The organism is Burkholderia sp. Bp8986 (assembly GCF_003854225.1).
Taxonomy (GTDB): Bacteria; Pseudomonadota; Gammaproteobacteria; order Burkholderiales; family Burkholderiaceae; genus Burkholderia.
The window spans coordinates 199,793-214,295 of sequence record NZ_QTQM01000004.1 but is presented as its reverse complement, the minus strand read 5'-3'; the positions used below and the strand labels follow the sequence as shown (position 1 = coordinate 214,295).

The following is a 14,503-nucleotide window of genomic DNA, read 5'->3' as shown; positions in this document are numbered from 1 at the left end:
GTCAACCGAGCCGGTACGCGTGCGAGACGGTCCCGCGGAACAGCGCATCGCGCTCGTCCGGGCTCGCGTGTGCGGCCAGCCGCTTGAACGCGTTCCAGCCGTTCACGTACGAATACGAGCCCTTGTCGACCGGAAAATTGCTCTCGAACATGCAGCGCTTCGCGCCGAACGCCTCGATGCACGTGAGCATCCACGGCTTCCACGCGGCGGCGAGCTGTTCGGACGACGGCGGCCGCGCGCCCTTCTCGAAATCGAACCCGTTGATCCGCATGCCGAGGCCCCCGACCTTCACGAATACGTTCGGCAGCCGCGCGAGTTCGCGCATCGATGCCGACCAGCGCTGGAAGACTTCCGGCCGCTGGTCCGCGTAGCTCGCGATCCGCACGACGCCGCCGCAGTGATTGACGACGATCCGCGTGTCGGGGTTCGCCTTCGCCAGATCGAACAGCTCGGGCAATTGAGGAAAGAACAGCCACGCGTCGTACGATAGTCCGAGCGGCGCGAGCTGCGCGACGCCGGCCCGGTACGCGGGGTCGAGCAACAGCCCGCGCGGCACCGCCGACAACGGGTTGGCGAGCGTCGGATCGGCATCCCAGGTACTCAGGTGTCGAACGCCGCGAAAGCGTCCGCGCCCCGCGTCGACGTGCGCTTCGAGCACGTCGCGCACGCGCTCGCCGAGCCGCAGGTCCGCGTGCCCGACGATGCCTTTCGCGACGGCCGGGCCGCTGCGTTGCAGCGGCTCCGTCACGCCGGCGACGTAGGCCGTCTCGCCGACCGGCTTCAGTTCGGCCGGGCCCGCGTCGCGATAGCGCGTCAGCGCCTGCATGTAGACGGATGCCTGGACGTTGTGGCCGGATCGCGCGTCCTGCAGATAGTCGTCGAGCATGTAGATCCAGCCCGGCCGCTCGTAGAAGTGATGATGCGCATCGACGATCGGCAGATCCGGATCGAGTGCGGGTTCGAGCGCAGATGCGAGCCAGTCGCTTCGCACTGCGAGATAGTTGCCTTGGGTCGTCATGCGGGAAGGTCCGTTTTCAGCCGGCGCGCGCGTATCGGCCCATGCAGGGAGCGCGAGCGATGCGGCGGCCGCACCGAGCAACCGGCGTCGTTTGATCGAAATGGTCGCATCCATGTCATTCGCTCCGGTCGAATGCGTACAGCGACAGCGTGAGCAGCGTCGTGATCGCCAGCACGATCGCGAGGCCGAGCATCCCGGCCGTGAAGGTGCCGAAGCCGTCCTTCAGGTAGCCGACGAGATAAGGGCCCGCGAATCCGCCGAGCGCGCCGATCGAATTGATCAGCGCGAGCCCGCCGGCCGCCGCCTGGCCGGACAGGAAGCGCGAGGGCAGCGTATAGAAGATCGTGCGACCGGCAATCGTGCCAATCAGCGCGAGCGTGATGCCGACGAGTGCGGGCCCGAGCGTCAGGAAGTGGGTCGACACGCCGAGCGCCACCGCGCCGATGGCCAGCCCGATCGCCAGGTTCGCGACCGGGCCGCCGCGCCGGTCCACCCGCTTCGCCCACCACAGCAGCGCGACGGTCGCGAAGAAGTACGGCACCGCGGAAAGCCAGCCCGTCTGCATCGTCGACATGCCGTGTGCCTTGAGCATCTGCGGCAACCAGATGCCGATCCCGTAAGAACCCATCGTGAAGCCGAACGAGATCAGCGCGAGCACGTACACGCGCACGTCGCGCAGCGCGACGCCGAAGTGCTTCTTGCGGCCGGCGGCCGCGCCTTCGCGCTCGAACGCGCGCTGCAGCGCGGCACGCTCGTCGCTCGACAGCCACGCGGCATCTGCGGGCGAATCGGACAGCAGCTTCAGCACGAGAAAGCCGAGCGCGCACGCGGGCAGCCCTTCGACGATGAACATCCACTTCCAGCCCGCAAGGCCGAGCACGCCGTCGAGCTGCAGCAGCCACGTCGACAACGGGCCGCCGATCAGCGACGACAGTGGTGTCGACACGGTGAACCACGCCAGCACCCGCGTGCGGTAACTCGCCGGAAACCACACGGCGAGGAAAAAGATCACGCCCGGAAAGAAGCCCGCTTCGCCGATGCCGAGCAGCAGCCGGATCGCATAGAAACTCGTCGGCCCGGTCGCGAGCGCGGTCGCGGCCGCCATCAGCCCCCACGTGATCATGATGCGCGCGAGCCAGCGCCGCGCGCCGAAGCGGTACAGCGCGAGATTGCTCGGCACCTCGAACACGCAGTAGCCCGCGAACATGATCCCCGCGCCCCAGCCGAACTGCGTCGCGGTCAAGCCGAGGTCGCGGTTCATGGTCAGCGCCGCGAACCCGACGCTCGTGCGGTCGAGGTAGTTGAAGAAGTACGCGAGCGCGAGCAGCGGAATGAAACGCCACGCGGCCTTGCGCACGGCCCGTTGCTCGATCGACGCGTCGGTTTCGCGATCGGCGGCCAGCGCCGGGGAAGCGGATGTCATGGTTGTCTCCGTGGATGCGGCGCTCCTCGCCCGCGCGATCGCACGGGCAGGACGCCTTTTGTTCGTTCGATGGATCGCGGCGGCGCTACGCGCTCGCTACTTCGTTCGGCGAAGGCGTATCGGCCGCCACGCCCGGCGGTTGGCCGTCCGCGCCGTGTCCGTGCGACCCGGCAACGACGCCGGCTGCGATCAGCGCCCGGGCCTCGTCCGGCGTATAGCCGAGTTCGCCGAGCAACGCGCACGTGTCCTGACCGAGCGCGGGCGGCGCCGCGCGCAGCCGCAGGCGCTCGCCCGCGAGCGTGAGCGGCAGCAGCGCGGTGCGCGTGTCGACCGGCCGGCCGGCGCTGCTCGCGTCGGCCGGCAGCGTCACGGCTTCGAGCCCGCCCGTCGCGAGCAGATGCGGATCGTCGAACAGGTCCTGCGGCTTCGTGATCGGCGCATACGGCAGGCCGATCGATTCGAAGATCGCGCCGATCTCCGCGGCCGAATGCGCGGCGAGCCGCGCACGCAGTTCGGGCAGCAGCCACTCGCGGGCCTGCACGCGCAAGTTATTGGTTGCAAGACGCGCATCGTCCTTCAGCGCGGCGAGGCCGAATGCATCGCAGAACAGCGCCCATTGCGTGTCCGATACGACCGCGAGAAAGATCTGCTCGCCGTCCTTCACCGAAAACACGTCATAGACCGCCCACGCGGAAATGCGGCTCGGCATCGGCGACGCGGCCTGCCCCGTCACCGCGAACTGCATCATGTGCTGCGCGACGAGGAACACGTTGTTCTCGAACAGCGAACTCTGCACTTGCTGGCCGCGGCCGGTGCGTTCGCGCTGTGCGAGCGCGGCCATCGCGCCGATCGCGCCGAACATCCCGCCCATGATGTCGTTCACGCTCGAGCCCGCACGCAACGGCCGGCCTTCGGGGCCCGTCATGTACGCGAGACCGCCCATCATCTGCACCACTTCGTCGAGCGCGGTGCGATGTTCGTACGGCCCCGGCAGGAAACCCTTGTGCGACACGTACACCAGGCGCGGATTCAGCGCGGACAACGCGGCATGGCCGAGACCCAGCCGATCCATCGTGCCGCTCTTGAAGTTCTCGCTGAACACGTCCGCCGTCGCGACGAGCCGCCGCACGATCTCGAGCCCGCGCGGATCCTTCACGTCGACCGCGAGGCTCTTCTTGTTGCGGTTGAACATCCCGAAGAAGCCCGCGCCGGAACCGCGCAGCGCACGCGTGCTGTCGCCCGCGATCGGTTCGATCTTGATGACTTCCGCGCCGAGATCGGCGAGCAGCATGCCGCAGGTCGGGCCCATCACCATGTGCGTCATCTCGATCACGCGCACGCCTTCGTACGGCAGCGCCGCAGCCGGTTGGCGATCGTTCATTGCGCGACTCCCGTCAGGCAACCTTCCGGCTGGGCCGCCGACGGCGCACGGCCGTCCGCGTAACGGAATCCCTTCGGCAGCCCCGCGTCCGGCACGTGGCCGTACAGCGGCTCGGCAGGCAGCGCCGCGTGCAGGATCGCGCGCGCGGCGAGCAGCGCATCGGCGTCGATGCCCGTGTCGATCCCCATCGACTCCAGCAGGAACACGAGATCCTCGGTGACGATGTTGCCGGTCGCGCCCGGTGCATACGGGCAGCCGCCGAGACCGCCCTGGCTCGCGTCGATCGTCGTCACGCCGGCGTCGAGCGCCGCGACGACGTTGGCGAGCCCCTGCCCGCGGGTGTTGTGGAAGTGCGCGCCGCCCGCCTTGTCGCCGACTTCGCGTTGCAGGCGCTGGAACAGCCGGCGCACCTGCACCGGATTCGCATAGCCGCTCGTATCGGACAGACCGATCTCGTCGACCCCGCATTCGGCCATCGCAGCCGCCATCGCGATCGTCTCGTCGTCGGAGACAGCGCCGGCGATCGTGCAGCCGAACGCGACCGACACGCCGGCCTCGATCTGCACCGACGGAAACCGCGCATCGCGCAGCGCGACGATCGCGCGCACCTCGTCGATCATCTGCGCCGGCGTCTTGCGGATGTTCGCCAGCGAGTGCGCCTCGGTCACCGAGACCGGCAACGTCAGCTTGTGGACGCCCGCCTCGAACGCGCTTTCGGCGCCGCGCAGGTTCGGCGCGAGCGCGGCGACGTGCAGCCCGGGGATCGTCAGCGCATGCGCGACGACTTCCCGCACGTCGGCCATCTGCGGCAACAGCCGCGCGGGCACGAACGACCCGACCTCGATCTCGCGCAGGCCGGCCGCGGCGAGCGCGGTGATCCAGCGCAACTTGTCGGCCGTCTGCATCACGGCCTTGATGCTCTGCAGGCCGTCTCGCGGCCCGACCTCGCTGACCAGCACCTCTGGGTACCCGGAAACGCTCATTCGACACCTCATGGTTCTATCTAAAAGAACATCGTTCTGTTTGACGGAACTTTAGAGGCGCGTCGAATCGGCTGTAAGCGGGGTATACCCGTGAAATTGCGATTTTCTGGAACTTGTGTTCTATCAGGCAGAACGATATAGTGGATCGACCGTCACCCAAGGACCTGCAAGCCGTGCCTCCGACCTCGCTCCCCGCAGAACCCACCGGCACCGCCCCCGACTCGTCGGCCGACGCCTCCAGCGGCGTCGCCGTCCTCGATCGCGCGTTCGCGATCCTCCATGCCTTCGGGCAAACCGACGACCGGCTGTCGCTCGCGGAACTGTCGCGCCGCACCGGGCTGTACAAGAGCACGATCCTGCGCCTGCTCGCCGCGCTCGAGCACGGCGGCTTCATGCGCAAGCTCGACGACGGCCAGTACGCGGTCGGACACGAGCCGTTGCGGCTCGCCGCGCTGTATCAGCGCTCGTTCCGGGTCGGTCCGGTCGTCGAACCGTTGCTCGAGACGCTGAGCCGCGAACTCGGCGAAACGGCGTCGTTCTACGTGCGCCACGGCGAGATGCGCTCGGTGCTCTACCGCGTCGAACCCGCGCGCACGGTGCGCGTGTCGATCCGGGTCGGCGAGGAGTTTCCGGTTCACCAGGGGGCGTCCGGGAAGGTGCTGCTCGCGTTCACCGACCCGCACGATGCGCGCTGGAACGACATACGCGAACAGTTGTGGGCCGCGTCGTACGGCGAGCGCGACCCGGAGACGGCTTCGGCGTCCGTGCCGGTGTTCGGCGCGGCCGGCGATTGCGTCGGCGCGCTCACGGTGTCCGGGCCGAAATCGCGGCTGGCCGCCGCGCCGGCGATGGCCGCGGCGCTCGCGCTGCTGTTGCCGCTCGCGCAGAAGGCGACCGTCGCGCTCGGTGGCGCCGGCGCGCGCTACGACGCGCAGGCCGTGCGCGACAGTCTCGCGCGCTTCACCGCGGCCGCGGACGAACCCGCGCAGCCCTAGCCGGCACGCGCGTCCGGCGACGCGGCAGCGCAAACGCCGGCCGCATGCGACACTGGCCGCTGCCGCATGCAGCGCGCCGCCCGCCGGCGCGGCACATGCCACTGCCGTCCGGACACGCACAAGGGAACCCACGATGAACGCCCCGCGCACCGCCACCTGGTATTTCGATTTCGTCTCGCCGTTCGCCTACCTGCAGCAGGAACGGTTCGACGAGTTGCCGCCGGCTGCCGCCTACGAGCCGAAACCGATCGTGCTCGGCGCCGTGCTCACGCACTGGGGCCAGAAAGCGCCGGCCGAGATCGCGGCGAAGCGCATCTTCACCTATCGCCACGCGCAGTACCGCGCGGACAAGCTCGGCATTCCATTCCGGATGCCGCCCGCGCATCCGTTCAACCCGATCCGGCCGCTGCGTCTCGCGCTCGCGATGGGCAACACGCCCGATGCGATCCGGCGAATCTTCCGGCACATCTGGCGCGACGGCCAGGACGTATCGACGCCAGAGGGTTTCGCCGCGCTGTGCGAGGCGGTGGGCTTTCCGGAAGGCGTGACGGCCGTCGACGCGCAAGCGGTGAAGGACGCGCTGCGCGCGAACACCGATCAGGCGATCGCACATAGCGTGTTCGGCGTGCCGACCTTCGAACTCGATGGCGACCTGTTCTGGGGCGACGATGCGACCGACATGTTCGTCGATTGCGCGACGTCCCGCGCGTGGCTCGACTCGCCCGAAGTGCGCCGCATCAGCGCGCTGCCCGAAGGCATCCGGCGCGGCTGACGGCGCGCCTCGGCGCTGGCGGCTCACGTGTCGCGTCGTTCGACGCGCAGCCGCCTCGACGCGGTGCTGTTCTCGGCATGTTCATCGGGATGACGAGCGGCGCCGCGCTCGGCGGTTCGTTGCTCGCGCAACTTGACCGGCATGCGGTGATCGCGCCGGCGCCGACAACGTCGCCACCGGCACTGGCCGTGTGCACGTGGCGCCGTCGATTTTCGGCAGTGCGATTGCACGGCAGGCGGGTCCGCAGGGCTTGCCCGCCTTTTCTTTTATTTTCGATCGGTGCTGTGCGGCCCCGCGCGGCACGGCCGATTCGTGCGAGAGACAGCCGGCATTCGTTCATCCGATGCAATACTCGGAACGCGTCGCCGGATTGCGCAGTTCAACCGATTATTTTTTCGCGCGCGCCCGGCCCCCGCGCGCAATCATCGGATCATTTCTCACGGCCGCACCGCACGGCCCTCCCGAATCCGGCCCCATCGGCAAAGTAGATTTTCTCAGGGGATTCCCGGTATTTTTTCCCATTTTCTTCGAAATTACCGGTGACATACTTGCCCCCCATTGCGCTCCGGTGCGAGCGCGCTTCCTGATCCCTGCCGGTCGCATGTCCTGTGCTGCGTGTCCGCCGGGGTCGCAGAACATGAACAATTTCGACACCACGATCCAGATCTTCCTCACCCACATTACGTTCGGACCGCTGATGAATCATGCGATCCGCGTGATCGCCGGCCTCTATACGTTCAAGGGCTTCGTCCTGATCCCCGTGCTGTGCTGGCTGTGGTTCCAGCCGGGACCGCAGCGCGAACGGCAACGCGAGCTGGTCATCGCGACGGTCGCGAGCGGGCTCGTCGCGCTCGCGTTCGGCCGGTTGCTCGCGAAAGTCCTGCCGTTCCGCGTGCGGCCGATCTACAACCCCGACCTGCACCTGCACTTCCCGTCCGAGGAATTGCGTGCGGCCACGCTGCAGGCCTGGAGTTCGTTTCCGAGCGATCACGCGATGCTGTGGATGGCGATCGCGACGGGCATCTTCATCATCGCGCGACGCGCCGGCGTGTTCTCGCTGCTGTACGCGGTCGTGTTCATCTGCGTGCCGCGCGCGTATCTCGGCTATCACTACCCCACCGACCTGATCGCCGGTGCCGCGATCGGCATCGCGCTCGCGTGGCTGCTGACGCGCGATGCGATTCGATCGCGCTTCGCGCCGCAGGTGCTGGAGGCGATCCGGCGCTTCCCCGCGCCGGCCTATACGCTCGCGTTCCTGCTGTGCTTCGAGCTGATCACGCAGTTCGACGAACTGCTGACGCTCGCGCAGTCGGTCAAGCATACGGCGATGTAACGGGACGGCGCCGCCATGCATCCGCTGCTGTCGACACGACGCCCGGGCACACGCTGCCGGCCCTGCGCGGCGGCATCGCGCCCGGCGCGCGCCGCCGTCCGGATCGTCGCCGCCGCGGCGACGGCGGCCGCGCACGTCAGTCGTGGTCGGGCGCCCCGAGCGGGAAGAACGCGCGATACGGCCGCGCTTCGTCGACCGCACGCGCGAACGACGGCCGCGCAAGCAGCCGCCGGCGATATGCGATCACGTTCGCGAACGACGGATCGATCCGGTGCGTCCAGTCCGCGTAGAACAGGAACGGCGCCGCGCCGCAGTCGGCGAGGCTGAAGCGGTCGCCGGCCGCCCATTCGCGATCGGCCATCGTGCGATCCAGCCATGCGTACGACGTTTCGAGCATCGCGCGCGCATCGGCGACACCCCGCGCATCGCGCTCGTGTTCCGGCCGCAACGCATCGAACACGACCTTCTGCTGCGGGGTCGCGACATAGTTGTCGAAGAAACGATCCATCATCCGCACTTCCAGCGCCGCGCGCCGGTCGTCGGGCACCAGCCGCGCGGGGCCCGGGTGGTAGAGATCGAGATACTCGATGATGATCGTCGCCTCGATCACGGTACGGCCCGCGTCGACGAGCACCGGGAAGCGCTTCAGCGGCCACAGCGCGGCCAGTTCCTGCATCGGCTTCGGATCGTCGTGCGCGAGCACGCGATAGTCGAACGGCGTGCCGTTCTCGTACAGCGCGGTCAGCACCTTCTGGCAATAGGACGAAAAGGGATGGGCGTAAAGCGTCGGCGTCATCGCGGGTCTCTCGGGGTTTCGGCGCCGCGTCATGCAGCGCCACGTGATCGGATACCTTGACGACGAACGGCGCCGGGCCGAATCGACACCGGGCCGAACATTTTTTTCCGTTGCGCGGCATCGCGCCGCTACGACCGGCCATCCATCACGACGCGGCCTTCGCCGCGCCAGCGCAGCATCCCGCCGCCGAGGTTCGCGACGGCATCGAAGCCGGCCTTCAGCAGGATCACGGTCGCCTGCGCGGAGCGGCCGCCCGCGCGGCACACGGTCACGATCGGCCGGTCGCGCGCGAGTTCGCCGGTGCGCGCGGCCAGTTCGCCGAGCGGAATCGGCGTCGCGCCCGGCAGGTGGCCGAGCGGGCCGGTGAATTCGTCCGGCTCGCGCACGTCGACGACCTGCACCGCCGGCAGGTGATCCTCGAGCCACTGCGGATCGATTTCCCAGAATCCGGCGAACGTATAGACGAGCGGCGCCCAGTCGGGCGCCGCCTGCACGTCGGGCGCATTCGCGGCGAGTCCGCACTGCAGATTCGCGGGCACCGCGACGTCGATCTGGCGCGGATGCGCGAGCCCGAGGTTGCGCATGTAGCCCGCGAAATCGTCCTCGCTGAGATCGCCGCCGAGGCGCGGATTGAAACGCCGCTCCTCGCCGACGCTCGTGACCGTGAGCCCGCGATAGTCGTGCGCGGGATACAGCAGGCATGCGGCCGGCAGCGTGAAAAGCCGGCCGTGCACCGCGCGATACAGCGCGCGCGGGTCACCCTGCTGGAAGTCGGTACGGCCGGTGCCGCGAATCAGCAGGCAGTCGCCGGTAAACGCCATCGATTCATCGTCGAGCACGAGGCTGATGCAGCCGCTCGTGTGGCCCGGCGTCGCGCACACGGTCAGGTAGCGCGGGCCGAATGCGCAGCGATCGCCGTCGTTCAGGTAGCGGTCGGCGCCCTGCGCGCCGCTCGCGGCCGAAATCGCGATCGCGCTGCCGGTGCGCTGCTTCAGCAGCCACGCACCCGTCACGTGATCGGCGTGCACGTGCGTATCGACGGTCGCGACGAGCCGCAGCCCGAGCTCGTCGAGCAGCGCCGCATCGCGGCGCACCTGCTCGAACACCGGGTCGATCAGCAGCGCCTCGCGCGATGGGCGGTCGGCGAGCAGGTACGTGTAGGTCGACGATTGCGGGTCGAAGAGTTGCCGGAAGATCATCGCGAAGTCGCTCCGTCGGCTGGGCGTGTCGGTCGGGTGAAGGGTGCGGGTCGTGCAACCCGCACCGCGTGTGGCGCCGGCTCGCGGCGCACACGTTCATACAGCGTAGTTCAAAACACGCGCGCCACCGGCGTCGTTGCACGCGGCGAGACGTCACGCCGCATCCGGTCCGTCGCGCGTGCTGCCTTACACTACCGCCTGTTCTCGTCTTACGTTCACAAGAATTGCGTCGACATGTCTCTGACGATCGATCCGAAGCAAGCCGCCGCGCTGCTGGCCGTCGCCGACACCGGCAGCTTCGAGCAGGCCGCCGTGCGCCTGCACGTGACCGCGTCCGCCGTCACGCAACGGGTCCGCGCGCTGGAGGCGAGCCTCGGCGCGCCGCTCGTGCTGCGCACGCGGCCGTGCCGGCCGACGGCGGCCGGGCAGCGCGTGCTGCAGCACCTGCGCCGCGTCGCGCTGTTGCAGGCCGACCTGCAAAGCACGCTCGCGACCGAGCGCGAATCGCCGATCTCGGTCACGATCGCGCTGAACTCCGACAGCCTCGGCACCTGGTTCCTGCCCGCATTGACGTCGGTGCTCGCGGGCGATCGCATCCTGTTCGAGCTGATCGTCGAGGACCAGGACCACACGTTCGCGCTGCTCGAAAGCGGGATGGCCGTCGGCTGCGTGACGACCGAGCCGAAGCCGATGCGCGGCTGCGTCGCGACTCCGCTCGGCACGATGCGCTACCGGCTGCTCGCGGCCGCCGCGTTCGCGCTGCGCTGGTTTCCGCGCGGCCTGAACCGCACGGGCGCGCGCCATGCGCCGGTCGTCGCGTATTCGCGGCGCGACACGCTGCAGTCCTCGTTCCTGAAGGAGAAGTTCGGGTTGCCCGAAGGCGCGTATCCGTGCCACTACGTGCCGGGCACGCACGCGCATTTCGCGGCGGTGCGGCACGGGCTCGGCTACGCGATGGTGCCGGAACCGCTGCTCGGCGGCGCACCGCTCGACGCGCAGGGGCTCGTCGATCTCGCGCCGCTGCATCCGACCGACATCACGCTGTACTGGCACGCATGGACCGTGCAATCGCCGACGATGGCGTCGCTGTCCGCACGGGTGGTCGAAGCGGCGCGCCGGTTGCTCGCGCCGCTGCCGTGACGAACGGGTGATCGACACCGCCGGCGCGGCACGTCGCGCGGCATGCGTGGCCAAGAGAAACGCCGCCGCGCCGCCTATACTTTTTCCATCGGCCCCGCGAACGCGCCGCGCGGCCGATCACGCACATCCGGCCGTTCCCTTTCCCGTGAGGAGAACATCATGCCCCGCCGCTATATCGATTGCCGCGAGTTTCCCAGCGCGATGAATTGCTCGGTCGCAATTTCCGCCGACTCCGACGACGAACTGCTGGAGGCCGCCGTGCAACACGCGGTCTCGGTGCACCAGCACACCGACAGCGCCGAACTGCGCACGCAACTGAAAACACTGTTCCGCGACGGCACGCCGCCCGCCGACATGCTCCGGCAAGCGTAACCCGCCGGCACGCCAGATATCGACAAACGGGCTGCATCGCCGCCCCCGTCGCCTCCCTGCTCCTGCTTCGCGCCACGACGCGCCGGCGCCCCCGCCGGCCGGCGCACTCGGCTTTAAGTACGCCGCTGCGCGAAATACGCGCCGACCGCATCGATGAAGGTATCGATGTCCGCGCGCGACACGTCGCAGTGCGTGACGAAGCGCGACGCGTACAGCATCTGCGTGAGGATCCCGCGCGCCTTGAGCCATGCCTCGAGCGGCGCGCAATCGGCTTCGGGGAATTGCGCGAACACCATGTTCGTCGCATGCGACAGCACCTTCACCGGCTCGATGCGCGCGAGGCCTGCCGCGAGATGCGCGGCGTTCGCGTGATCGTCGGCCAGCCGCTCGACATTGTGGTCGAGCGCATACAGGCAGGCCGCCGCGAGAATGCCAGACTGCCGCATCCCGCCGCCCAGCACCTTGCGCCAGCGCTGCGCGCGCTCGACCAGCGCGCGATTGCCGACCAGCACCGAACCGACCGGCGCGCCGAGCCCTTTCGAGAAGCAGATCGACACGGTATCGAACGGCGCGCACAGTTCCGCGATCGGACGGCCCGACGCGACGGCCGCATTGCACACGCGCGCGCCGTCGAGGTGCGTGGCCAGCCCGCGGCTGCGCGCGAGCGCGACGGCTTCCTGCACATAGCCGTCCGGCAACACCTGGCCGCCGATCGTGTTTTCGAGCGCGAGCAGGCGCGTGCGGGCGAAGTGATTGTCGAGCGGCTTGATCGCCGCGGCGATCTTCGCGAGCGGCAGCGTGCCGTCGGGCGCGTTCTCGATCGGCTGCGGCTGGATGCTGCCGAGCACGGCCGCGCCGCCGCCTTCGTACTTGTAGGTGTGCGCGAGCTGGCCGACGATGTATTCGTCGCCGCGTTCGCAATGGGCCATCAGCGCGGCGAGGTTGCTCTGCGTGCCGCTCGGGAAGAACAGGCCGGCTTCCTTGCCGGCCCGCTCGGCCGCGACCGCCTGCAGGCGCAGCACGGTCGGGTCGTCGCCCCATACGTCGTCGCCGACTTCGGCGGCAGTCATCGCGGCCAGCATCGCCTGGCTCGGACGTGTTACGGTATCGCTGCGTAAATCGATCATCTTCGTGCCCTGAGTGAACGCGGACCGGTACCGATGCGCCCGGCCCTGCCGAAACGAGACTCAGAGTGTACGCAATTCGCGCAGCGCTTGCCGATGCTTCGCGCCGGGCGAAAGCCACGTGACCGGGCGCCGCAGGTGCACGATCCGGATACAACCGGCACGACGCGACGCGGTCCACGCCGGCGCGGCATCGTCAACAACGCGGCGGCGGCCGGACACCCGGCATCGGCATAGGCATAGGCCGCGCGTGCCAACGCGCGGCACCTTCGCGCACGCCGCATCGTTCCCGTGATGCGACGCGCCATATTGCCGCACGTGCGGCAGACCGCCACGCCACGGTCGCCTGCGGCGCGCGCCGCGATCTTGATACGAATCAACGATTTATCTCGAAACCGCGCGCGCCGGGCTGGACATCTGCGACGAGTTGGCGCATTTCGCGGCGCAACATCGCGGCACATACTCCAGCCAACCCCGATGCCCCCTCTGGCCGGGGTCCGCCGGCACCCCGCCGGCGGGTATCGTCAAGCCTCGGTCAACTGGTATGGACACCGCATTTTCGGCCCTCGATCTGGCCCGCCTGCAATTCGCGTTCACCGTCTCCTTTCACATCGTCTTCCCGGCGCTGAGCATCGGCCTCGCCAGCTTCATCGCCGTGCTCGAATATCGCTGGCTGAAGACCGGCAAGCAGTACTACAAGACACTCTGCCTGTTCTGGTCGAAGATCTTCGCGGTCGCGTTCGGAATGGGCGTGGTTTCCGGCGTCGTGATGAGCTATCAGTTCGGCACCAACTGGTCGGGCTTCTCGAGCTTCGCCGGCTCGGTCACCGGCCCGCTGCTGATGTACGAGGTGATGACGGCGTTCTTCCTCGAAGCCGGCTTCCTCGGCATCATGCTGTTCGGCTGGAACCGCGTCAGCCCGCGCGCGCACTTCGGCGCGACGCTGATGGTCGCGATCGGCACGCTGATCTCGACGTTCTGGATCCTCGCGTCGAACAGCTGGATGCAGACGCCGCAAGGTTTCGAGATCGTCGACGGCCGCATCGTGCCGACCGACTGGTTCGCGATCGTCTTCAACCCGTCGTTCCCGTACCGCCTGTTCCACATGGCGATCGCCGCGTTCATCGTCGCCGCGCTGGTGGTGGCCGCGACGGGCGCGTGGCACCTGCTGAAGGGCCGCCGCGACAAGGGCGTGAAGAAGATGTTCTCGATGGCGCTGTGGCTGCTGCTGGTGCTCGCGCCGCTGCAGGCCGTGATCGGCGACCAGCACGGCATCAACACGCTGAAGCACCAGCCCGCGAAGATCGCCGCGATCGAAGGGCTGTGGGAAACCGAAAAGGGCGGCACGGCGCTCAACCTGTTCGGCATTCCGGACATGAAGGCCGAAACGACCCGCTACGCGGTCCAGGTGCCGCACCTCGGCAGCCTGATCCTCACGCACAGCTGGGACGGCGAGATCCGCGGGCTGAAGGAATTCCGCCCCGAGGATCGGCCGAACTCGACGGTCGTGTTCTGGAGCTTCCGGATCATGGTCGGCCTCGGCTTCGCGATGATCGGCCTCGCCGCGCTCGCGTGGCTGCTGCGCCGCCGCGGCAGCCTGTATGAATCGAAGTGGTTCCAGCGCTTCGCGCTCGTGATGGGCCCGACCGGCTTCGTATCGCTGCTCGCGGGCTGGGTGACGACCGAAGCGGGCCGCCAGCCGTGGGTCGTGTATGGCGTGATGCGCACCGCGCAGGCCGTGTCGCCGCTGTCGGTGCAGCAGGTCAGCCTGTCGATGATGACGTTCGTGATCGTCTACTTCCTCGTGTTCGGCACCGGCGTGTACTACATGCTGAAGCTGATGAAGGCCGGCCCCGCGCTGCCCGACGTCAAGCACGACGCGCGGCACGGCGAGCCCGACACGCGCCCCGATCACACCGCGCGCCGCCCGATGTCGGCCGTCGACGAGCTGATCGAGACCGTCTGAG

Annotated in this window: 13 protein-coding genes and 1 pseudogene; 7 read left to right on the top strand and 7 right to left on the bottom strand. The window is 68.6% G+C overall.

Annotation, left to right across the window (positions count from 1 at the left end):
* Position 1: 1 nt before the first annotated feature.
* The 4 genes from DID99_RS06515 to DID99_RS06500 form a co-directional block, all read right to left on the bottom strand.
* Positions 2-1,132 carry an amidohydrolase gene (locus tag DID99_RS06515; protein WP_124666347.1) on the bottom strand — a complete coding sequence of 377 codons (1,131 nt, stop codon included), beginning with the start codon at positions 1,130-1,132 and terminating at the stop codon, positions 2-4.
* Between the two features lies 1 nt (position 1,133).
* A complete protein-coding gene (locus DID99_RS06510; protein WP_124666346.1) occupies positions 1,134-2,441 on the bottom strand; it encodes an MFS transporter in 1,308 nt (435 codons plus the stop codon).
* An 85-nt stretch (positions 2,442-2,526) separates the two neighbouring features.
* Positions 2,527-3,822, bottom strand: coding sequence for a CaiB/BaiF CoA-transferase family protein (locus tag DID99_RS06505; RefSeq protein WP_124666345.1), 1,296 nt, complete (start codon positions 3,820-3,822; stop codon positions 2,527-2,529).
* The gene (locus tag DID99_RS06500) at positions 3,819-4,805 is read right to left on the bottom strand and encodes a hydroxymethylglutaryl-CoA lyase (RefSeq protein ID WP_124666344.1); all 987 of its coding nucleotides are present in this window, start codon (positions 4,803-4,805) and stop codon (positions 3,819-3,821) included. Before DID99_RS06500 ends, DID99_RS06505 begins: the two co-directional genes overlap by 4 nt.
* 173 nt (positions 4,806-4,978) lie before the next feature.
* On the opposite strand from DID99_RS06500, the gene DID99_RS06495 reads away from it, so the two are divergent.
* From DID99_RS06495 to DID99_RS06480, 4 genes and pseudogenes are all read left to right on the top strand, one after another.
* Positions 4,979-5,800 (top strand): IclR family transcriptional regulator, encoded by an 822-nt coding sequence (locus DID99_RS06495; RefSeq protein WP_124666343.1) that lies wholly within the window; start codon positions 4,979-4,981, stop codon positions 5,798-5,800.
* Positions 5,801-5,933: 133 nt separating this feature from the next.
* Positions 5,934-6,572 carry a 2-hydroxychromene-2-carboxylate isomerase gene (locus tag DID99_RS06490; RefSeq protein WP_124666342.1) on the top strand — a complete coding sequence of 213 codons (639 nt, stop codon included), beginning with the start codon at positions 5,934-5,936 and terminating at the stop codon, positions 6,570-6,572.
* 39 nt (positions 6,573-6,611) lie between these two features.
* Positions 6,612-6,778, top strand: a pseudogene (locus tag DID99_RS38460) (MFS transporter); the annotation flags it as partial.
* 431 nt (positions 6,779-7,209) lie between these two features.
* Positions 7,210-7,905, top strand: a complete 696-nt coding sequence (locus DID99_RS06480) for a phosphatase PAP2 family protein (RefSeq protein ID WP_044848504.1) — start codon at positions 7,210-7,212, stop codon at positions 7,903-7,905.
* A 136-nt stretch (positions 7,906-8,041) separates the two neighbouring features.
* Here the strand turns inward: DID99_RS06480 and DID99_RS06475 are convergent, their stop codons facing one another.
* Entirely contained in the window at positions 8,042-8,701 is a 660-nt protein-coding gene (locus DID99_RS06475) for a glutathione S-transferase family protein (protein WP_124666341.1), read from the bottom strand.
* 128 nt (positions 8,702-8,829) lie between these two features.
* The gene (locus DID99_RS06470) at positions 8,830-9,900 is read right to left on the bottom strand and encodes an MBL fold metallo-hydrolase (protein ID WP_124666340.1); all 1,071 of its coding nucleotides are present in this window, start codon (positions 9,898-9,900) and stop codon (positions 8,830-8,832) included.
* Between the two features lie 234 nt (positions 9,901-10,134).
* Between DID99_RS06470 and DID99_RS06465 the strand changes: the two genes are divergently transcribed.
* A complete protein-coding gene (locus DID99_RS06465) occupies positions 10,135-11,040 on the top strand; it encodes an HTH-type transcriptional regulator ArgP (RefSeq protein ID WP_124666339.1) in 906 nt (301 codons plus the stop codon).
* Between the two features lie 159 nt (positions 11,041-11,199).
* The gene (locus DID99_RS06460; RefSeq protein WP_044848500.1) at positions 11,200-11,412 is read left to right on the top strand and encodes a DUF1059 domain-containing protein; all 213 of its coding nucleotides are present in this window, start codon (positions 11,200-11,202) and stop codon (positions 11,410-11,412) included.
* A gap of 113 nt (positions 11,413-11,525) precedes the next feature.
* Here the strand turns inward: DID99_RS06460 and ltaE are convergent, their stop codons facing one another.
* A complete protein-coding gene (gene ltaE / locus DID99_RS06455; RefSeq protein WP_044848499.1) occupies positions 11,526-12,539 on the bottom strand; it encodes a low-specificity L-threonine aldolase in 1,014 nt (337 codons plus the stop codon).
* Between the two features lie 541 nt (positions 12,540-13,080).
* Between ltaE and DID99_RS06450 the strand changes: the two genes are divergently transcribed.
* Entirely contained in the window at positions 13,081-14,502 is a 1,422-nt protein-coding gene (locus DID99_RS06450; RefSeq protein WP_124666338.1) for a cytochrome ubiquinol oxidase subunit I, read from the top strand.
* Position 14,503: the final 1 nt, after the last annotated feature.